General features: G+C 70.7%; 20 protein-coding genes. 10 read left to right on the top strand and 10 right to left on the bottom strand.

Annotation, left to right across the window (positions count from 1 at the left end; genetic code table 11):
* The first annotated feature begins 332 nt into the window (after nt 1-332).
* Nucleotides 333-977 carry a uridine kinase family protein gene (locus DY245_RS39535; RefSeq protein WP_128511936.1) on the top strand — a complete coding sequence of 215 codons (645 nt, stop codon included), beginning with the start codon at nt 333-335 and terminating at the stop codon, nt 975-977.
* Nucleotides 978-1,093: 116 nt separating this feature from the next.
* Nucleotides 1,094-1,570, top strand: a complete 477-nt coding sequence (locus DY245_RS39530; RefSeq protein WP_128511935.1) for an OsmC family protein — start codon at nt 1,094-1,096, stop codon at nt 1,568-1,570.
* A 241-nt stretch (nt 1,571-1,811) separates the two neighbouring features.
* On the opposite strand, the gene DY245_RS39525 is transcribed toward DY245_RS39530, so the two are convergent.
* Complete coding sequence (locus DY245_RS39525; RefSeq protein WP_128511934.1) at nt 1,812-2,606, bottom strand: SigE family RNA polymerase sigma factor; 795 nt, start codon at nt 2,604-2,606, stop codon at nt 1,812-1,814.
* Nucleotides 2,607-2,832: 226 nt separating this feature from the next.
* On the opposite strand from DY245_RS39525, the gene afsQ1 reads away from it, so the two are divergent.
* From afsQ1 to DY245_RS39500, 5 genes are all read left to right on the top strand, one after another.
* Complete coding sequence (afsQ1, locus tag DY245_RS39520; protein WP_181924064.1) at nt 2,833-3,510, top strand: two-component system response regulator AfsQ1; 678 nt, start codon at nt 2,833-2,835, stop codon at nt 3,508-3,510.
* A complete protein-coding gene (locus DY245_RS39515) occupies nt 3,507-5,312 on the top strand; it encodes an ATP-binding protein (protein ID WP_425329507.1) in 1,806 nt (601 codons plus the stop codon). The genes afsQ1 and DY245_RS39515 overlap by 4 nt, the downstream gene beginning before the upstream one ends.
* Nucleotides 5,309-5,935 carry a hypothetical protein gene (locus DY245_RS39510; protein ID WP_128511932.1) on the top strand — a complete coding sequence of 209 codons (627 nt, stop codon included), beginning with the start codon at nt 5,309-5,311 and terminating at the stop codon, nt 5,933-5,935. Before DY245_RS39515 ends, DY245_RS39510 begins: the two co-directional genes overlap by 4 nt.
* A gap of 120 nt (nt 5,936-6,055) precedes the next feature.
* Nucleotides 6,056-6,571, top strand: a complete 516-nt coding sequence (locus tag DY245_RS39505; protein ID WP_181924063.1) for a VanZ family protein — start codon at nt 6,056-6,058, stop codon at nt 6,569-6,571.
* Nucleotides 6,572-6,617: 46 nt separating this feature from the next.
* Complete coding sequence (locus DY245_RS39500) at nt 6,618-6,827, top strand: PspC domain-containing protein (RefSeq protein WP_128511931.1); 210 nt, start codon at nt 6,618-6,620, stop codon at nt 6,825-6,827.
* A gap of 115 nt (nt 6,828-6,942) precedes the next feature.
* Here the strand turns inward: DY245_RS39500 and DY245_RS39495 are convergent, their stop codons facing one another.
* Both DY245_RS39495 and DY245_RS39490 read right to left on the bottom strand, forming a co-directional pair.
* Nucleotides 6,943-7,248: a hypothetical protein gene (locus DY245_RS39495; protein ID WP_128511930.1), complete on the bottom strand. Its 306-nt coding sequence runs from the start codon at nt 7,246-7,248 to the stop codon at nt 6,943-6,945.
* A gap of 142 nt (nt 7,249-7,390) precedes the next feature.
* Nucleotides 7,391-8,551, bottom strand: coding sequence for an adenosine deaminase (locus DY245_RS39490; protein WP_128511929.1), 1,161 nt, complete (start codon nt 8,549-8,551; stop codon nt 7,391-7,393).
* Between the two features lie 103 nt (nt 8,552-8,654).
* Here DY245_RS39490 and DY245_RS39485 point away from each other — a divergent pair, with 103 nt between their 5' ends.
* Nucleotides 8,655-9,422, top strand: coding sequence for an alpha/beta fold hydrolase (locus DY245_RS39485; RefSeq protein WP_128511928.1), 768 nt, complete (start codon nt 8,655-8,657; stop codon nt 9,420-9,422).
* A 25-nt stretch (nt 9,423-9,447) separates the two neighbouring features.
* On the opposite strand, the gene DY245_RS39480 is transcribed toward DY245_RS39485, so the two are convergent.
* Nucleotides 9,448-10,491, bottom strand: coding sequence for a LysR family transcriptional regulator (locus tag DY245_RS39480; protein ID WP_181924062.1), 1,044 nt, complete (start codon nt 10,489-10,491; stop codon nt 9,448-9,450).
* Nucleotides 10,492-10,526: 35 nt separating this feature from the next.
* Between DY245_RS39480 and DY245_RS39475 the strand changes: the two genes are divergently transcribed.
* A complete protein-coding gene (locus DY245_RS39475; protein ID WP_128511926.1) occupies nt 10,527-11,846 on the top strand; it encodes an MFS transporter in 1,320 nt (439 codons plus the stop codon).
* Nucleotides 11,847-11,945: 99 nt separating this feature from the next.
* Here DY245_RS39475 and DY245_RS39470 read toward each other — a convergent pair whose 3' ends face one another.
* Nucleotides 11,946-12,542 carry a Uma2 family endonuclease gene (locus DY245_RS39470; RefSeq protein WP_128511925.1) on the bottom strand — a complete coding sequence of 199 codons (597 nt, stop codon included), beginning with the start codon at nt 12,540-12,542 and terminating at the stop codon, nt 11,946-11,948.
* Nucleotides 12,543-12,639: 97 nt separating this feature from the next.
* Nucleotides 12,640-13,917: a thymidine phosphorylase gene (locus tag DY245_RS39465; protein ID WP_128511924.1), complete on the bottom strand. Its 1,278-nt coding sequence runs from the start codon at nt 13,915-13,917 to the stop codon at nt 12,640-12,642.
* Between the two features lie 261 nt (nt 13,918-14,178).
* Here DY245_RS39465 and DY245_RS39460 point away from each other — a divergent pair, with 261 nt between their 5' ends.
* Nucleotides 14,179-14,412: a hypothetical protein gene (locus tag DY245_RS39460; RefSeq protein WP_128511923.1), complete on the top strand. Its 234-nt coding sequence runs from the start codon at nt 14,179-14,181 to the stop codon at nt 14,410-14,412.
* A gap of 285 nt (nt 14,413-14,697) precedes the next feature.
* On the opposite strand, the gene DY245_RS39455 is transcribed toward DY245_RS39460, so the two are convergent.
* Genes DY245_RS39455 through DY245_RS39440 form a run of 4 tightly spaced genes read right to left on the bottom strand, consistent with a single transcriptional unit; the run spans nt 14,698 to nt 19,107 of the window.
* Nucleotides 14,698-15,093: a cytidine deaminase gene (locus DY245_RS39455; protein ID WP_128511922.1), complete on the bottom strand. Its 396-nt coding sequence runs from the start codon at nt 15,091-15,093 to the stop codon at nt 14,698-14,700.
* The gene (locus DY245_RS39450) at nt 15,090-16,379 is read right to left on the bottom strand and encodes an ABC transporter permease (RefSeq protein ID WP_128511921.1); all 1,290 of its coding nucleotides are present in this window, start codon (nt 16,377-16,379) and stop codon (nt 15,090-15,092) included. The genes DY245_RS39455 and DY245_RS39450 overlap by 4 nt, the downstream gene beginning before the upstream one ends.
* Nucleotides 16,376-17,482: an ABC transporter permease gene (locus DY245_RS39445; protein ID WP_128511920.1), complete on the bottom strand. Its 1,107-nt coding sequence runs from the start codon at nt 17,480-17,482 to the stop codon at nt 16,376-16,378. The genes DY245_RS39450 and DY245_RS39445 overlap by 4 nt, the downstream gene beginning before the upstream one ends.
* Complete coding sequence (locus DY245_RS39440) at nt 17,479-19,107, bottom strand: ABC transporter ATP-binding protein (protein ID WP_244943543.1); 1,629 nt, start codon at nt 19,105-19,107, stop codon at nt 17,479-17,481. The genes DY245_RS39445 and DY245_RS39440 overlap by 4 nt, the downstream gene beginning before the upstream one ends.
* Nucleotides 19,108-19,278 lie beyond the last annotated feature (171 nt).

Below are 19,278 nucleotides of genomic sequence, written 5' to 3'. Positions count from 1 at the left end.
GCGGGCGCGGGGGCCGCGCCCGCCGACGCCGCACCGCCCGCCGCGATCGCGGAACCGGCCGCGGAGAGCACCAGGCCCGCGCGCAGCAGAGTGCGCGGGATGTGGCTGGGCTTGGGACGTGCGTGGGAGGGCATGTGCCACCTGCCTGTGGATCGAGTGCCTTACGGGGGCGTACGGGGTGATTCGAGTGCCGTACGGGGCTGTACGGACCGTGCGGGGCGAGAGGGTTCGGGTAATCGATTGACTGCGTAGCGTAGTTGAGGGGGCGAGGGCCGATCCACCTCGCGCGCCAGGGGTACCCCACTCAGCGCAATACGCGACAATGAGTACCCGTGAGCTCCCACTCCTCCACACGGCCGCCCGCCGCCCGCGTCGTCCTGCTGACCGGGCCCTCCGGTTCCGGCAAGACGTCCCTGGCCGCGCAGAGCGGCCTTCCCGTCCTCAATCTCGACGACTTCTACAAGGAGGGGACGGACCCGACGCTGCCGCAACTGCCCGAGGGCGGCGGCGCCGACTGGGACTCGCCGCTCTCCTGGGACGCCGGCGCGGCCGTCGCGGCCATCGACGCGCTGTGCCGTACGGGTCGTACCGACGTTCCCGTGTACGACATCTCCGTCAGCGCCCGGGTCGGCGCCTCGGGGCTCGACCTCGGCGGCGCCCCGCTGTTCCTCGCGGAGGGCATCTTCGCCGCCGATGTCATCGCGGACTGCCGCGCGGCGGGGCTGCTGGCCGATGCGCTGTGTCTGCGCGGCCGCCCCACCACCACCTTCCGCCGGCGGCTGGCCCGGGATCTGCGCGAGGGCCGTAAGTCGGCCCCGTATCTCGTACGCCGCGGACTGCGGCTGCTGCGCAACGAGCGGTCGATCGTCGCCCGGCACACCGCGCTGGGCGCGCACGCGTGCGCCAAGCCGGAGGCGCTGGCCCGCATATCGGCCGCGAAGGCGGCGGATGCGGTGGGCACGGCGGTACGTTCCTGAACCGCGCGGCCGTACGTCACTGACGCACACGGCCCTGCGCTCCCGACGCGCAGGGACGTACGCTCGGCAGGCGCGGCCCGAACGGCGGCCGACGGCGAACGAGGGGATGCAGGCCGATGCCCAGGCAGCACAGCTATCGCACCAGCGTCACATGGACCGGCAACACCGGCTCCGGGACCAGCAACTATCGCGCATACGACCGGAATCACGAGGTGCACGCCGAGGGCCCGCCGCCGCTGCCGGGCACCGCGGACCCGGCGTTCCGCGGCACGGCCGACCGCTGGAATCCGGAGCAGCTGCTGCTCGCCTCGCTCGCGCAGTGCCACATGCTGTCGTATCTGGCGCTGAGTGCGCTGGAGGGTGTGGTCGTCGTCGCGTACACGGACGACGCGGAGGGCACCATGGCGGAGGACGGCGCGGGCAGCGGACGGTTCACGGAGGTCGTGCTGCGACCGCGGGTCGAGGTGGCCTCGGCCGACGATGCCGAGCGGGCGCGGACGCTGCACGGCGATGCCCACGAGAAGTGCTTCATCGCCAACTCGGTGAACTTCCCGGTGCGGCACGAGCCGGTGGTGACGGTCCGGGGCGCGTAGCCCTGCCCGGCCGCGGCGCTCCTGCCGGCCGCGGCACGCACACGGCAAGAAGCGGGTTCGGACAGACCCCCCGGCCGCCCGAACCCGCTTCTTTTCCCCCGTGCTCCCCCGTACTTTCCCCCGTATCCCCCGATACGTCCGGCCTCCGCGGAGCACTGATCGCTCCGCTTCCGCCGGTTCCCCCGTATCCCCGTTCCCCCTCGGGCTTTCCCCGTTGCCCCCTCGGGCTTCCCCCGATCCTTCAGGCCACCAGCTCGCCGAAGGACTCCTCCTCGTCACGGCCGAAGCTGAGGACCTCGTCCTCGCGCAGCCGGCGCAGGGCGCGCCAGATGCTCGACTTCACCGTGCCGACACTGATGTTGAGAATGTCCGCGATCTCCGGGTCCGTACGGCCTTCGTAGTAGCGCAGCACCAGCATCGTGCGCTGCGTCTCGGGCAGCCGGACCAGCGCCTGCCACAGCACGGCGCGCAGCTCGGTGCCGCGCATCGCGTCCACGTCGCCGGCCGTCTCCGGCAGTTCCTCGGTCGGGTATTCGTTGAGCTTGCGCCGGCGCCAGGCGCTGATGTGCAGATTGGTCATGGTGCGCCGCAGATAGCCGCCGAGCGCCGCCTTGTCGCTGATCCGGTCCCACGCCCGGAAGGTCGAGAACAGCGCGCTCTGCAGCAGGTCCTCGGCCTCGTAGCGGTCGCCGGTCAGGTGGTAGGCGGTGGCGTACAGGGAGGCGCGGCGCTCCTGGACGTAGGCGGTGAAGGCCGCTTCGGCCTCGGCCGCCTCCGACGCGGAGCGCCGTTCCCCCGTGGCCTCCCCGTACTCCGCTCCCCCGTTGTTTCCCCCGTGGGAGGCGCTTCCCCCGTGCCCCCCGGTTCCCCCGTTGATCCCCACCGTCGTCGCGTCGATGGCCACCATGAAGGGCGGCCGCTGACGCCCGGCGCCGCGAGCGCAGCCGCGCCCTCCGACAGCGGACTTCTCCGGCCGTACGACGTCATGGAGCCGCGTGATAACTGCGCTGGAAGTGGTGCCGTGCAGTGTGTTCATCTCGCGCCCCCCGTCGTAGAGCCAGCTCGTTCGGTGTGTCCCGGGTGTTGATCTCTCCCGGTGCCCAAAAGACTGCCAAGCCAGTTTCATCGCGTTGTCCGCCGACTGTCACAGCCCTGTCACAGGGGGCCGGTCCGCCCCGCGCCGGGGCGCGACGAGTGCGGGCCTTGTGTACGAGAGCGCCACTGGTCGATGTCCCGGCGTCCCATGGGCCAGAATGGCTGACGTGCCTTTCCTGTTGCTGATCGAGGACGACGACGCCATCCGCACGGCCCTCGAACTCTCGCTGTCCCGCCAAGGTCACCGTGTGGTGACCGCGGCGACGGGCGAGGACGGCCTGAAGCTGCTGCGTGAGCAGCGCCCGGACCTGATCGTGCTGGATGTGATGCTGCCGGGCATCGACGGTTTCGAGGTGTGCCGGCGGATCAGGCGTACGGACCAGCTGCCCATCATCCTGCTCACCGCGCGCAACGACGACATCGACGTCGTGGTGGGGCTGGAGTCCGGTGCGGACGACTATGTCGTCAAACCGGTCCAGGGGCGGGTGCTGGACGCCCGGATCCGGGCCGTGCTGCGCCGTGGCGAGCGCGAGTCCAACGACTCGGCGACGTTCGGCTCGCTGGTGATCGACCGGTCGGCGATGACCGTCACCAAGAACGGCGAGGATCTGCAACTGACACCGACCGAACTGCGGTTGCTGCTGGAGCTGAGCCGCCGGCCCGGCCAGGCGCTCTCCCGGCAGCAGCTGCTGCGGCTGGTGTGGGAGCACGACTATCTGGGCGACTCGCGTCTGGTGGACGCCTGTGTGCAGCGGCTGCGCGCGAAGGTGGAGGACGTACCGTCCTCGCCGACGCTGATCCGTACGGTCCGCGGCGTCGGCTACCGGCTGGACTCCCCGCAGTGAGGGAACGTTTCACGGAGAGCGGGACGGCGGACGGCGCGGGCGGCGCGGACGGCAGGAACGAAGCGCCTAAGGCTCCCGCGGGCGGGCGGCGGGCGCCTCGGCTGCTGCGCCGGGCGTCGGGGCTGTTGCGCTGGACCAGTCTCCGGCTGCGGCTGGTCGTGGTGTTCGCGCTGGTGGCGCTGACCGCCGCGGTCTCCGCGTCCGGTATCGCGTACTGGCTCAACCGCAACACCGTTCTGGACCGCACACAGAACGCCGTCCTCAAGGATTTCCGTAAGTCGCTGGAGGACAGTACGCGGTCGCTGCCGCTGCACCCGCGGTGCGCAGAACTCCAGGACGCGGCGCGGCAGATAGCGGGCGGGCCGCAGAATTACGCGGTGCTGCTGATCGGCGTGGACCGCGAGGGCAAGGACTGCGCGGCCACCACCGACAAGGATCTGCTGACGCTCAAGAGCGTGCCCGCGTCGCTGCGTACCGCGGTCAACGAGGTGCGCCCGGTCGATGAGTCCAACCGCTACGAGCACCATCTGTACTGGCAGCGCAAGGAGGTCGGGGACGCCCCCTACCTCGTCGCCGGGGCGAAGGTGATCGGCGGCGGACCGACCGGCTACATGATGAAGTCGCTGGCCACCGAGCGGCAGGACCTCAACTCGCTGGCCTGGTCGCTGGGGATCGCGACGGCGCTCGCGCTGGTCGGCTCGGCGCTGCTGGCGCAGGCGGCCGCGACGACCGTGCTGCGGCCCGTACAGCGGCTGGGGCATGCGGCGCGACAGCTGGGCGAGGGGCGTCTGGACACCCGGCTGCGGGTGACCGGCACGGACGAACTCGCCGATCTGTCCCGTACGTTCAACCGTACGGCGGAGCGTCTGGAGAAGCGGGTCGAGGAGCTGAGCGGGCGCGAGGCGGCGTCCCGGCGGTTCGTCGCCGATATGTCGCACGAGCTGCGGACGCCGCTGACGGCGATCACCGCGGTCTCCGAGGTGCTGGAGGAGGAGGCCGACTCCCTCGATCCGATGATCGCGCCCGCGGTGCAGCTGGTGGTCAGCGAGACCCGGCGGCTGAACGACCTCGTGGAGAACCTGATGGAGGTCACCCGCTTCGACGCGGGGACGGCCCGGCTGGTGCTGGACGATGTCGATGTCGCGGACCAGGTGACCGCCTGTATCGACGCGCGGGCCTGGCTGGACGCGGTGGATCTGGACGCGGACCGCGGCATCGTGGCCCGGCTGGACCCGCGGCGGCTCGATGTGATCCTGGCGAATCTGATCGGCAACGCCCTCAAGCACGGCGGCTCGCCGGTGCGGGTGTCCGTGCACACCGAGGACGCGGCGGGTGACGGCGAGGGCGGCAGGACGGGCGGCTCGGCGGTCACGGGCGGCGCCGGGGCGGGCGGTCCGGCCGGTCCCGAGACGGCCGGTGAGCCGGAGGCCGACAGCGGGGACGGCGGCCCTGAGGGGCCGGAGCAGGAGGCGGACGAGGGCCGGCCCGGGGGCGGGGAGCTGGTGATCCGCGTACGGGATCACGGCCCCGGCATCCCGGAAGAGGTCCTTCCGCATGTCTTCGACCGCTTCTACAAGGCGAGCGCCTCCCGGCCGCGGTCGGAGGGCAGCGGTCTGGGCCTGTCGATCGCGCTGGAGAACGCGCACATCCACGGCGGCGAGATCACCGCGGCCAACCACCCCGAGGGCGGCGCGGTCTTCACGCTGCGGCTGCCGATGGACGCCTTCCGGCTGGCGGGCGGCGGCAGGAGGGACGACGGTCCGGCCGGCGCGGCCGGCGAGGGCACGGAGGGCGAGCGATGACGCCGACCAGGCAAAGATGGCGGCGTGCGGCCGGCGCGGTGGCGCTCGCGCTCGCCGCCGCGGGCTGCGGGATCCGGGGCACGTCCGTACCTGTCGACGCGGGCGGTGCGCCCTCGCGGGTGAGCTGCAAGGCGCCGACGGACGAGACGCCGCCGGGCTCGCCCGGTGGTACGCAGGCCACCGTCTATCTGGTGTGCGGCTCGGCGCTGGCGCAGGTGGAGCGGACGGTGCCCCCGGCCAAGGGCGCGTCGGACGCCGATCCGCGGCTGCCGGCCGCCCGGGCCCTGCTGAACGAGCTGCAGCGGCATCCGTCGGCCGACGAGGAGAAGGCCGGCTTCAGCAGCGCGCTGCCGGCGGATCTGAAGGTCAACGGGCCGCGCGCGGGCGATCCCTCCGATGCGCTGCGGCTGAGCATCCGGCCGGACGATCTGCCGTCCTTCGCGCTGGCGCAGCTGGTGTGCACCTACGGCGCGAACGTGGCGCTGGGCCGTACTCATGCGGCGGTGCTGGGCGGGCCGGGCGACGATCCGGCGCACCGCTATGACTGCTCCGCGGATGTGCTGGCCAATCCGGACATAGCGGAGAACGCCGGCTGGGGGGACCCGCTGTCCGAGGAGGGCTGAGCCGGGCGGGTGTGCTGCGGCGGACCAAGACGGGTGCAATGGGGCGGAACCGCGGCCCCCGCTACCGGCGTCCTGGCCTGTGTGCAGCCTCATGGCCCCGGCACCACCGCCGCTCCCCGTATGCGCGTCACCGGACTTCTCCTCCTCGTGGCGCATCTGTCGACCGTCGGCTGGCTCACGCTGCGTCCTCGTACCGTGCCCTGGGTGCCCGCCGCGAATCTCGAACCGCTGGCGACGATCAGGGCCGAGCTGGCGCGCGACCTGTCGTGGGAGGTCGTGCAGCATCTGGGCGGCCCGGTGCTGTTGCTGGCGCCTCTGGGAGTGCTGCTCCCGCTGTCGGCCGGGCGGCTGAACGTGTCCCCGCTGGTGTCCTTCACCCGTACCGTCTTCGCCGGCGCGATGATCGCGCTGGCCATCGAACTGTTGCAGTCAGGGGTGCCCGGCCGGGTGCCGGACGTCGACTCGGTGCTGCTGAACACCCTCGGGGTGGCCCTGGTGCATCTGGCGGTCGTCCCTGGGGCCCGGTCCCGGCTCCGTCGCCGGTACGAGCATCTCGGAGCCATGACCCCGAAGATCCCCAGGGTTGAACTAGCCCCGCAGGCTGACGTCCTCTCGGTCAGCCGGACCTACCTTTGAGACATCGGGGCAAACGCCCCACGAAGTCGAAAAGGAGTCGCCCATCATGGCCGCCGCACTGGTCCGCACCCGCAACAACCGAATGATCGCCGGAGTGTGCGCGGGCCTGGCCCGTCGCTTCGGTACGACTCCGGCGACGATGCGCGTGATCTTCGCGGTGTCGTGTCTGCTGCCCGGCCCGCAGTTCCTGGTCTATCTGGCGCTGTGGATACTCCTCCCCTCGGAGGACAAGGCCACCAGCGCCGCCGCCTGGTAAACCACCGGCCCGTACGCGCGAGGGCGTACGGGCCGTGGCTTGGCGCAGTGCGCGCCCCTGCAGGACGGGCTGTCCTGCGGGACGGGTGTCCTACGGGACGGGCTGGGTGCTGGGCTCAGCCGCCCAGGGGGAGGGTCTTGGTGACGGCGCTGGTCGGCAGACCGCCGAGCAGCTTGTTGCCGTTGGAGTTCAGGTTGGTCTTGACCTTGTTGTCGTCCGACTTGGTCTTGGTGGCACCGGAGACGGTCTTGGTGGCCCCCGAGACGGTCTTGGTGGCGTCCTGCACCGGCAGGCTCTTGAGCACGCCGGTGGCGCCGGCGGTGTCGATCGCCTGGGCCGCGTTGGCGGCGCCCGCGGCGGTGACGGCGAAGGCGGCGCCGAGCGCGGCGACACCGAGAGTCTTGATGGTTCCCTGCTTCATCGAATTACGTCCTCATTGATGGGGGCTTGACCGGCCAATCAACCTAGTGATGCGGCAACCGGCGCCGCAAACAGCCACGACGAATGAAAAAACGGCCGGTGGACATTCCACCGGCCGTTGCGCTATATGCTTCGCGTACTGCTTACGCAGTGTCAGATTTGCTGCTCACAGCGGTCGTTGCACTCACCGGGCGGAAGAGCCATTCGGCCCGCAGCTCCGCGTAACCGGGCTTGATGACGTCATTGATCATGGCCAGACGTTCATCGAAAGGAATGAACGCTGATTTCATCGCATTGACTGTAAACCACTGCATGTCATCGAGCGTGTATCGAAATGTCTTGACCAGGTGCTCGAATTCCCGGGACATGTTCGTACCGCTCATGAGCCGGTTGTCGGTGTTGACCGTGAGCCGGAACTGCAGTCGACGCAGCAGACCGATGGGGTGCTCCGCGTAGGACGGGGCGGCGCCGGTCTGGAGGTTGGAGGTGGGGCACATCTCCAGCGGGATGCGCTTGTCCCGTACGTACGAGGCGAGCCGGCCGAGCTTGACCGAGCCGTCGTCGGAGACCTCGATGTCGTCGATGATCCGGACGCCGTGGCCGAGGCGGTCGGCGCCGCACCACTGGAGCGCCTGCCAGATGGACGGCAGGCCGAAGGCCTCACCGGCGTGGATGGTGAAGTGGTTGTTCTCCCGCTTGAGGTACTCGAACGCGTCGAGGTGGCGGGTGGGAGGGTAGCCGGCCTCGGCGCCCGCGATGTCGAAGCCGACGACGCCGGTGTCGCGGTAGCGGTTGGCGAGTTCGGCGATCTCCAGGGCGCGGGCGGCGTGCCGCATGGCGGTCAGCAGGGCGCCGACGCGGATGCGGTGGCCGTTCTCGCGGGCCCGCCGCTCGCCCTCGCGGAAGCCCTCGTTGACCGCCTCGACGACCTCTTCGAGGCTCAGCCCCTGTTCGAGGTGCTGCTCGGGCGCGTAGCGGACCTCGGCGTAGACCACGCCGTCGGCGGCCAGGTCCTCGGCGCACTCGGCGGCCACCCGGGCCAGTGCGTCGCGGGTCTGCATGACGGCGCAGGTGTGCGCGAAGGTCTCCAGATAGCGCTCGAGCGAGCCGGAGTCGGCGGCCTCGCGGAACCAGATCCCGAGCTTTTCCGGGTCGGTTTCCGGCAGTCCTTCGTAGCCGGATTCGCGGGCCAGGTCGACGACCGTGGCGGGGCGCAGGCCGCCGTCGAGGTGATCGTGGAGCAGCACCTTGGGGGCGCGACGGATCTGTTCACTGGTCGGGAGGGTGGTGGTCTCGCTCGTCATTTCGGCACTCTAGCCCCTACGCGCGTAGATCTCACCGAACGATACGTAACAGTGACCCGTCCACGGGGTGGCGGGCACGCCACCATCTGCCATCGTTCTCGTCATGGCTCAGCAAGCGCTGCCGGTCCGCGAGGCCCGGCTGGGAAAACCGCTGGGAACGGGCGGTACGGAGAGTGCGGTGAGCGGGGTCGCCCTCTTACTGCCCGGTGGCGGACCGACCGGCGTACGACGCCCGTCGCCGGTGCCCGCACTGGCGGTACGCCCGCTCGCGGCCCGGCTGGCGAAGGCGGGGCGCCCCGAGGGGCTGACCGCCCATGTCGTGCACTACCGCTGCCGCGGCTGGAACGGCGCCGAGGCCCACCCGGCACGGGATGCGACCTGGGCCCTGGAGGAGGTGGTCCGCCGCTACGGCGATGTCCCGGTCTGCCTCGTCGGTACGGGCATGGGCGCCCGCGCCGCCCTGCACGCCGCCGGCCACCCCGCCGTCAACTCCGTACTGGCGATCGCCCCTTGGCTGCCCGACCCCCGCCAGGACAGCACCCGGCCCGATCCGGTCAAACAGCTCATCGGCCGCCAGGTCCTGCTGGTCCACGGCACCAACGACGAGCGCACCGACCCCGATCTCTCCTACCGCTACGCCGAGCGCGCCAAGAAGGTCAACCGCGACACCTGCCGCTTCGAGGTGCACTCCGACGGCCACTCCCTGCACCAGCACCGCGCCGAAGTCCTCGCCCTGGCAGCCGACTTCATGCTCGGCTCCCTCTTCGCCCGCGACTACGCCCGCCCCCTGCGCGACGCCCTGGCCGCACCCCCACCCCTGGGCCTCCGCATGCCCCTGGCCGCGGGCTTCGGGATGTCACTGCGGCACTGAGCCCAAGACGGCGCCTGTTGCCCGGTCATCTGGGCAACAGGCGTCCCCGGCGGCTCAGCAGGAACTTTTTGAAGGCGGCTACCGGGGGTGTGTCGGGGTGGCCGTCGAGCCAGGCGACGCCGATTTCGCGGACCGCGCGGGGGGCTGTCACGGTCAGTTCGGCGACGCCGGGGCGGGGGACGGCGGGGGGCGGGAGGAGTGCCACGCCCAGCCCGGCGGCGACCAGCCCGCGCAGGGTCTCGGCTTCCTCGCCCTCGAAGGCGATGCGTGGGGTGAAGCCCGCTTCGGCGCACAGGGCGTCGGTGATCCGGCGCAGGCCGTAGCCCGGTTCGAGGGTGACGAACAGCTCGCCGGCGGCCTCGGCGAGGCGGACCCGTTTGCGGGCGGCCAGCGGGTGGTCGTCCGGGACGACCAGGCGCAGTTTCTGTTCGTCGAGCCGGCGGGCGACCAGGTCCGGGTAGTCCGGGACCGGTGAGGTCAGGCAGAGGTCGAGGTCGCCGGCGCGGAGCCGTTCGATCATCGCCTCGCCGTAGTTCTGGACGAGCTGGAAGCGGACGCGCGGGTGGTCGGCGCGGAAGCTGCGGATCAGGCCGGGGACGGTCTCCGAGCCGAGGGTGTGGAGGAAGCCGAAGGCGACCTTGCCGGCGGCGGGGTCGACATCGGCGCGTACGGACTCGGTGGCGCGTTCCAGGTCCGTCAGCGCGCGTTCGGCGGAGGCGAGGAAGGCGCGGCCGGCCGGGGTGAGGGAGAGGGTGCGGCCGTGCCGGGCGAAGAGGGCGACGCCGAGGTCGTCCTCCAGGCGGACGATGGCGCGGCTGAGGGTCGGCTGCGGCATGCCGAGCTCCCGGGCCGCGCGGGTGACGTGCTCGTGCCGGGCGACGGCGGCGAACTGGGCGAGCCGCGGGGCCAGGGTCAGCGCCCACGAGTCGGTGCCGAGCTCGGCGGGCTCCCCCGCGTCCGGGCCGAGGCGGCCCGGTTCGGCAATGTCTTTTCTGTTGCGACCTCGCAACAGCGATGCGCGTGAACTGGGATCATGTGTCACAGCATCGATTATGGCGTTTCTATGCATTGGACGCATGAACTGCGGAGTCCTACCTTCGAAACATGCCTCCCGCTGATACCAAGGCGTCCGTCACCGACCGTGCGGCCGCCTCTCCCCAGTCGTCCACAGACTCCTCTTCCTCCGCCGCCGCGCTCGACCCCGAGTCGGGCAAGCTGCGGCCGGGCGGCCCCGGCTACCGCCGGATGAGCTTCGCCCTCTTCGCCGCCGGAGTGGCCACCTTCGCGCTCCTCTACTCCACGCAGGCGCTGCTGCCCGCGATCTCCAGCGACCTCGGGGTGAGCCCGGACCAGGCGAGCTGGACGGTGTCGGCGGCCACCTTCGGGCTGGCGCTCGGGGTGATTCCGCTGAGCGCGGTCTCCGAGCGCTTCGGGCGGCGCACGCTGATGACGGTGTCCCTCTCGGTGGCCGCGCTGATCGCGCTGCTGGTGCCGTTCGCCCCGTCGATCGGCGCGCTGATCGCGCTGCGCGCCGTCCAGGGTGTGGCGCTGGCCGGGCTGCCGGCCTCGGCGATGGCCTTCCTGGCCGAGGAGGTACGCGCCAAGGCGCTGGTGGCGGCCATCGGACTGTTCGTGGCGGGCAACAGCATCGGCGGGATGTCCGGCCGGATCGTGACCGGCTGGGTCGCCCAGGCCTGGGGCTGGCGGGCCGCGCTCGGCGCGGTGGGTGTGCTGGCCGTGGTGTGCGCGGTGACCTTCCGGCTGCTGGTGCCCAAGGCCCGGCATTTCGCGCCCCGTTCGGTGGGCCCGCGGGCGCTGGCCCGTACGCTCGGCGGCCACCTCGCCGACCCGCTGCTGCGCCGCCTGTACGGCATCGGCGCGCTGTTCATGACGGTCTTCGGCGCGGTCTACACGGTGATCGGCTACCGCCTGGTCTCCGAGCCGTTCAACCTGCCGCAGGGCATTGTCGGTTCGATCTTCGTGGTCTATCTGGTCGGTACGGTCTCCTCGGCCGCGGCCGGCCAGCTGGTCGCCCGGGTCGGCCGCCGCGGCGCCCTCTACCTGGCCGTCGGCACCACGTCGACGGGTCTGCTGCTGTCCCTCGCCGACTCCGTCGCCGCGGTGCTGGCGGGCCTCATCCTGATCACCGCCGGTTTCTTCGCGGGCCATGCGGTCGCCTCGTCCGCGGTCAGCCGCACCGCCAAGACGGCGCGCGCCCAGGCGTCGGCCCTCTACCAGTGCGCGTACTACGTCGGCAGCAGCCTGGGCGGTGCGCTCGGCGCCGCCGCCTTCCACGCCGTCGGCTGGGAGGGCACCGTCCTCCTCGGCCTCGCCGCGATGCTGGGCGCCGCCTCGATCACCGTCTACGCGACCCGTAAGGCCGTGGCCGAACGCCGGCTGCTCCACCTGGAGAAGGCCGCATAACACCGCCGCAGCGCCGCGGCACATCGAGCGCGAAGGGCCCGCCCCGCCACCTGTCCTGGTGGGGCGGGCCCTTCGTCACTCCTGGAGTGCCCTTCGCCGTCAGACGCCGCCGAAGGGAAACACGCTGGTATCGATGGTGAGTCCGAAGGGGTCTGGGAGGTGGATCTCCTCGCCGAACTTCACCTTCTGCAGCTCCCGGTAGACCTCGTCCTTCGGCTCCCCGTACAGCGTGACGGTGGGCCCGGGAGGAGCGAAGCGGTCGATGAGGAGGTACAGCGGAACACCCGCCTGCGCGTAAGCCGCCGCCTTGTTGATCCGGTCGAAGCTCGCGTTGGACGGCGAGGTGATCTCGACGACCAGCTCCGCGGCCGGGAGCGAGGCGGAACTGCCGCCCTCAGCCTCATCCACGACCGCGTACGGAACCACGACGAGGTCCGGGATGTACAGGCGTCCGCGCGAGGGATGGGCGGTTCCGAGGGTCTGGTAGACCCCCCAGTCCTTGGGAAGCACGGTGTAGAGACTGCGGTGGACCAACTCGGCGATGCGGTTGTGGGGCGCGGCAGGCGGTGGTGTCACAACGATGATCCCATCAATGATCTCCACCTTGCTGCCCTCAGGCCAGTCCGACTCCTCCCAGAAGCGGACGAGCTCATCCCAGTGCCGGCCCGGAGCGGGGTCGACGGGGAGTGCACTCATGGCGGTCTCCTTACTAGTTGTGACACCGATCCCAGCATGCCGAACGGGACCCGCAGGCGTCCACAGGTCCCGTTCACCCATACGAGAAAACCCCAGGTCAGGAGATACGTTCCAGCACCACCGGGGTGGCGGCGAAGGCGGCGTCCTCGGGGCCGACGAGGACGCCGCCGTCCAGCGCCTCCAGGGCGTAGCCGAACTTCTCCGGGGTGTCGGTGTGCAGCGTCAGCAGCGGCTGGCCCGCAGTGACCGTGTCGCCGGGCTTGGCGTGCAGCTCCACGCCCGCGCCCGCCTGGACCGGGTCTTCCTTACGGGCGCGGCCGGCGCCCAGGCGCCAGGCGGCGAGGCCGACGGCGTAGGCGTCGAGGGTGGTGAGCACGCCGGAGGAGGAGGCGGTGACGACATGCTGTTCGCGAGCCACGGGGAGGGCCGCGTCGGGGTCGCCGCCCTGGGCGGTGATCATGCGGCGCCAGTGGTCCATGGCGGAGCCGTCGGCCAGCGCCTTGGCCGGGTCGGTGTCCTTGAGGCCGGCCGCGTCGAGCATCTCGCGGGCGAGGGCGAGGGTGAGGTCGACGACGTCCTGGGGGCCGCCGCCGGCCAGCACCTCGACGGATTCGCGGACTTCGAGGGCGTTACCGGCGGTCAGGCCGAGCGGGGTGGCCATGTCGGTGAGCAGGGCGACCGTCTTCACGCCGTGATCGGTGCCCAACTCGACCATGGTGGAGGCGAGTTCACGAGCGTCGTCGAGGTGCTTCATAAAGGCGCCGGAGCCGACCTTGACGTCCAGGACCAGGGAGCCGGTGCCCTCGGCGATCTTCTTGGACATGATCGAGGAGGCGATGAGCGGGATGGACTCGACGGTGCCGGTGACATCGCGCAGCGCGTAGAGCTTCTTGTCGGCGGGGGCGAGGCCGTCGCCGGCCGCACAGATGACGGAGCCGACGTCGCGCAGCACGTCCAGCATCTCGTCGTTGCTCAGCTGGGCGCGCCAGCCGGGGATCGCCTCCAGCTTGTCGAGCGTGCCGCCGGTGTGGCCGAGGCCGCGCCCGGAGAGCTGCGGCACGGCGGCGCCGCAGGCGGCGACGAGCGGGGCGAGCGGCAGGGTGATCTTGTCGCCGACGCCGCCGGTGGAGTGCTTGTCGGCGGTGGGGCGCGGCAGCGACGAGAAGTCCATCCGCTCGCCCGAGGCGATCATGGCCGCCGTCCAGCGGGCGATCTCCGTGCGGTTCATACCGTTGAGGAAGATCGCCATCGCCAGGGACGACATCTGCTCATGCGCGACCTCGCCGCGGGTGTAGGCATCAATCACCCAGTCGATCTGATCGGCGGTCAGCTCGCCGCGGTCGCGCTTGGTACGGATGACGGAGATGGCGTCCATGGACGGTTCCTTTCGAACGGGTGGGTCCGTTCTACACGCATAGACATCGCGGTGCCAGACCCGGGCCCAGGGAACGCGCGAGGCTGTGTCCCCTGGATGACGGGGTGCGATACGTAACCGCAGAGGTGTTCCCTCACAACTCACGGAATCCCGGCAGGGGCGGGCCAAGAACCCCGTTCCGATCGTCCCCGCCCTGGACGAGTCGGGCAGTCGGGCGGGTCGCACATGCACGACGACGAGGAGCGCGAAGGGCAGTAGCGCATGATCCACGGCGAGAACCTGGCGAAAGACCTACGGCGCGACCATGGGTTCATACACATCGGGCGCACCAAGGACGGCAACGCCGTCATCATGCGCAAGGGCGACCGATGGACCGTCGTGCCGCTTCGGTGGCTTACCAGTGACGCCGTGGACACCATCAAGGCCCAGGCAGGAGTCAGCCTCGTCCGAGTCATCACCACAGCCCCGCCCGTGCGTTCCTCCCCCGAGGTGTAGGGGGGTTTCCGCTTGTCGGGCGGTGCGTATCCCGGGCGGTCGAACAGACCCTGGTGATGTGGCGTGCTGCACGCCCCCATCGCCCGCCAACGGCCAACGGCGGCCGGTGTGCTTCGCCGGGTCGCCGGTGTCGGCGACATCGTCCAGCGGTGGGCATGCCTTTACCCTTCTTGGCTCGCCCACTCGTACATGTCCGCCGGAGAGGTCGAGCAAGCAGCAAGCACGGCAGGCTGCGGGCGCCCCGGTAACCGCGGGCGCCCCGGTAGCCGCGGATGCCGCCCGCCGTCAGCCGGTCAGATGCCCCGGCCCGAACGCGTCCGGCAGCAGCTCGGAGAGCGGGCGGATGCCGGACGTGGTGTCCACCAGGAGGTCCGGACCGCCGTGTTCGTACAGGAGCTGGCGGCAGCGGCCGCACGGGACGAGTAGTTCGCCCGTGCCGTCCACGCAGGTGAAGGCGGTCAGCCGGCCGCCGCCGCCGGCGAACAGGGCGGAGATCAGGCCGCATTCGGCGCACAGGCCGAGACCGTACGAGGCGTTCTCGACATTGCAGCCGGTGACGGTGCGGCCGTCGTCCACGAGGGCGGCGGCGCCGACGGGATAGCCGGAGTACGGGGCGTAGGCCCGGGACATCGCGTCCCGGGCCTGCCGCCGCAGCGACTCCCAGTCGGGAGCTGAGTTCACTTGCCCTGGCCTCTTCGGTAGATCTTGCCGATGGCCTTCGGCGGTCGCAGTCGCTGTGCGGCCAGCGAGAGCACCAGCAGCGTGGCGATGTACGGGGCGACGCCGACGATCTCCAGCGGGACCGTGTCGGAGGTGGCGTACCAGACGGCGAGCAGCACGGCGGCGACCAGGCTGATCACGGCCTGGGTGCGCTGTCCGCCGCGCAGCTTCCACACCGCCAGGCCGACCAGCAGAACGGCGAGCAGGAGCAGCAGCGCGTGGACGGTGGGGCCGCCGCCGCGCAGCTGGAGCGCGTCCATGAAGCCGAACAGGCCGGCACCCATGGCGACACCGCCCGGCCGCCAGTTGCCGAAGATCATGGTGGCAAGGCCGATATAGCCGCGGCCACCGGTCTGGCCGTCCTGGTAGATGTGCACGTAGATCGCCAGGAACGCGCCGCCGAGGCCGGCCAGCGCGCCGGAGACGGCCACCGCCGCGTACTTGTAGCGGTAGACGTTGACGCCCAGCGACTCGGCCGCGATCGGGCCCTCGCCGCAGGAGCGCAGCCGCAGACCGAAGGAGGAGCGCCACAGGACGAAGAAGGTGAGCACGAAGATGACGGCGGTCACCACGGTCAGCCAGGAGACGTTGGTGACCAGGGAGCCGAGGATGCCGGCCACGTCGGAGACCAGGAACCAGTGGTGCTGCTCGATCGAGTAGAGCCAGTCGGACAGGCCGGGGACGGTGAACGTCGGCATGTCGGGCATCGGTGGCGACTGCTTGTCGTTGCCGCCGGCGGCCGACGCCGCGCTGCCGTCCGCGCCGAACCACAGCTTGGCGAGGAACTGGGTCAGTCCGAGCGCCATGATGTTGATGGCGACGCCGGAGATGATGTGGTCGACGCCGAAGGTGACGGTGACGACGGCGTGCAGCAGTCCGCCGAGCGCGCCGCCGAGGATGCCGGCCAGCGCCGCGGCCCAGGGGCCGTGCTGCCAGCCGACGGCGCCCGCGGAGAAGGCGCCGAGCATCATCATGCCTTCGAGGCCGATGTTGATGACGCCGGAGCGCTCGGACCACAGACCGCCGAGGCCGGCCAGGCCGATCGGCACGGCGGCGTTGAGCGCGGCGGTGTACTGGCCGGATTCGGTCAGGTTGTTGGCGCCGGTGACGATCCGCAGCAGGGACAGCAGGATCAGGCTGCCCGAGATGATCAGCAGGACCTTGGGGTAGCTGAGCTTGGGCCGGCGGGTCTTGGGCTTGTGATGGTGGGGGCTCTGGTCGACCGGAGCCGTGAGGTTCGTACTCACGAGGACACCTCCGCCTTCTCGGTCTTACGGGCCTGGGCGGCGAGCTCCTCGCCGACCTGCCGCTGCTGGAGTCTGAGGCCGTAGCGGCGCACGAGTTCGTAGGCGACGACGACGCACAGCACGATGACGCCCTGCATCACGCCGACGATCTCCTGCTGGTAGTCCTCGAATTCGAGCTGGGTGCCGGTGCGTTCGAGGAAGCCCCACAGCAGCGCGGCGACGGCCATTCCGACCGGGTGGTTGCGGCCCAGCAGCGCGATGGCGATGCCGGTGAAGCCGATGCCGATGGGGAAGTCGGTGCCGTAGTTGTACGAGACGCCGAGCAGGGTCGGCATGCCGATCAGGCCCGCCGCGGCACCGGACAGCAGCATGGACGTGATGATCATCCGCTTGACGCTGACGCCGCTCGCCTCGGCCGCGGACTCGGACTGGCCGACCGTACGGAGGTCGAAGCCGAAGCGGGTGCGGTTGAGCACGAACCAGTACACGAAGCCGACGACGACGGCGATGACGAGGAAGCCGTCGATGGGAGCGGGCGTGGTGGGGATGGTGAAGAAGTGGCTGGAGGCCGGGAGGTTCGGCGTGTGGAAGAGGTTGCCGTCCTTGACCGCGAGCCGGCCGTCCTGGAGGAAGTAGCCGATGACCGCGGCCGCGATGGCGTTCAGCATGATCGTGGTGATCACCTCGCTGACGCCGCGGGTGGTCTTCAGCAGGCCCGCGATACCCGCCCAGACCGAGCCGACCAGCATCGCGACGAGGATGATCAGCGGGATCTGCAGGAAGCCGGGGAGCGTCAGCGCACCGCCGACGACCGCGGCGAAGAACGCCGCGATGCGGTACTGGCCGTCGACGCCGATGTTGAAGAGGTTCATCCGGAAGCCGATGGCGACGGCGAGCGCGGACAGGTAGTACGGGATCGCCTTGTTGATGATCCAGACCTGGCTGTCGCTCTTGGAGCCGAAGTCGGCCATCACCGTGTAGGCGTGGATCGGGTCCTTGCCGGTGGCCAGGATGATCACCGAGGTGATGGCCAGCGCGGCGACGATCGCCAGGACGGGCGCGGCGATGCCCAGGATCAGCTTGTTCTTGTCGAGCTTCTTCACTCGGACTCCCCCTCCTGGGACGAGCGCGGCTCCGGGTCCGCGGCGGGGCCGTTGTCGGAATGGGTGAGATGGCCGCTGGCGGCGCCGGTCATGGCCGAGCCCAGCTCCTCCGGGGTGATGGTGGCGGGGTCCGCGTCCGCGACCAGGCGGCCGCGGTACATGACCCGCAGGGTGTCGGACAGCCCGATGAGCTCGTCCAGGTCGGCGGAGATCAGCAGTACGGCCAGCCCTTCGCGGCGCGCCTCGCGGATCTGGTCCCAGATCTGCGCCTGGGCGCCGACGTCCACGCCCCGGGTGGGGTGCGCGGCGATCAGCAGATTGGGGTGATGGCTCATCTCACGGCCGACGATCAGCTTCTGCTGGTTGCCGCCGGAGAGCGAGGCCGCGGTGACCTCGATGCCGGGCGTACGGACGTCGTACTCGGCGACGATCCGCTCGGTGTCCGCGCGGGCGGCCTTCAGGTCGAGCAGCCGGCCCTTGGCGTTGGGCTTCTCGGTGACATGGCCCAGGATGCGGTTCTCCCACAGGGGGGCCTCCAGCAGCAGGCCGTGCCGGTGGCGGTCCTCGGGGATGTAGCCGATGCCGTCCTCGCGCCGGGTGCGGGTGGGCAGATGGCTGATGTCGATGCCGTCCAGCGTGATGGTGCCGCCGTCGGGGTCGCGCATGCCCATGATGGCCTCGACCAGTTCGGCCTGGCCGTTGCCCTCCACGCCCGCGATGCCCAGGACTTCGCCCTTGTGGATGGTCAGCGACACATCGTCCAGGACGGTGCGCTCGATCCCCTCCGCGTCGGCGGTGGTCAGCCGCAGCCCTTCGACCTTCAGCATCTCCACGTCCGTGACGGTGGACTCGCGGGTCTGCGGCGAGGGCAGTTCGCTGCCGACCATCAGCTCGGCGAGCTGCTTGGGCGTGGTCTCGCTGGGGACGACGGAGGCGACGGTGGTGCCGCGCCGGATGACGGTGATGTCGTCGGCGACCGAGAGCACCTCGCCCAGCTTGTGGGAGATGAAGATGACGGTCAGGCCCTCGGCCTTGAGCTCACGCAGGTTGTCGAAGAGCGCGTCGACCTCCTGGGGGACCAGGACGGCGGTCGGCTCGTCGAGGATGAGCGTACGGGCGCCGCGGTAGAGGACCTTGAGGATCTCCACGCGCTGGCGGTCGGCGACGCCGAGGTCCTCGACGAGGACGTCGGGGCGGACGCCGAGGCCGTAGCGGTCGGAGATCTTGAGGATCTCGGCGCGGGCCTTACCGCTGATGCCGTGCAGTTTCTCGCCGCCGAGAACGATGTTCTCCAGGACGGTGAGGTTGTCGGCGAGCATGAAGTGCTGGTGCACCATGCCGATGTTGCGGGCGATGGCGTCGGCCGGGCTGTGGAAGCTGACCTGTTCGCCGTCGATGCTGATGGTGCCCTCGTCCGGCTTCTGCATGCCGTAGAGGATCTTCATCAGCGTGGACTTGCCCGCGCCGTTCTCGCCGACCAGCGCGTGCACGGTGCCGCGGTGGATGGTGATGTCGATGTCGTGGTTGGCGACGACTCCCGGGAACCGCTTGGTGATCCCGCGGAGTTCCACCGCCGGTGCTGCGGCGGGGGCGCTGTCTGCCTGGGGGCTGCTGGACGCTTTGATGGCGCACTCTCCTCGGGGGACAGGGAGTGGTACGGAGGAGCGGGGAGGTGACGATATCGCGCCAACTCCACGCTACGCGCGTAGTGTTGACGCCGAAAAAAGCCGAAAGGGCTGCCGGATCGCTCCGGCGAACGGGTCCGGTGCGGCGGCGTGACGGCCGCCGCACCGGAC

Source organism: Streptomyces inhibens (assembly GCF_003389455.1).
Lineage (GTDB): Bacteria > Actinomycetota > Actinomycetes > Streptomycetales > Streptomycetaceae > Streptomyces > Streptomyces inhibens.
Note: the sequence above shows the minus strand (reverse complement) of the source record. Positions and strands in the feature narration are given on the sequence as shown.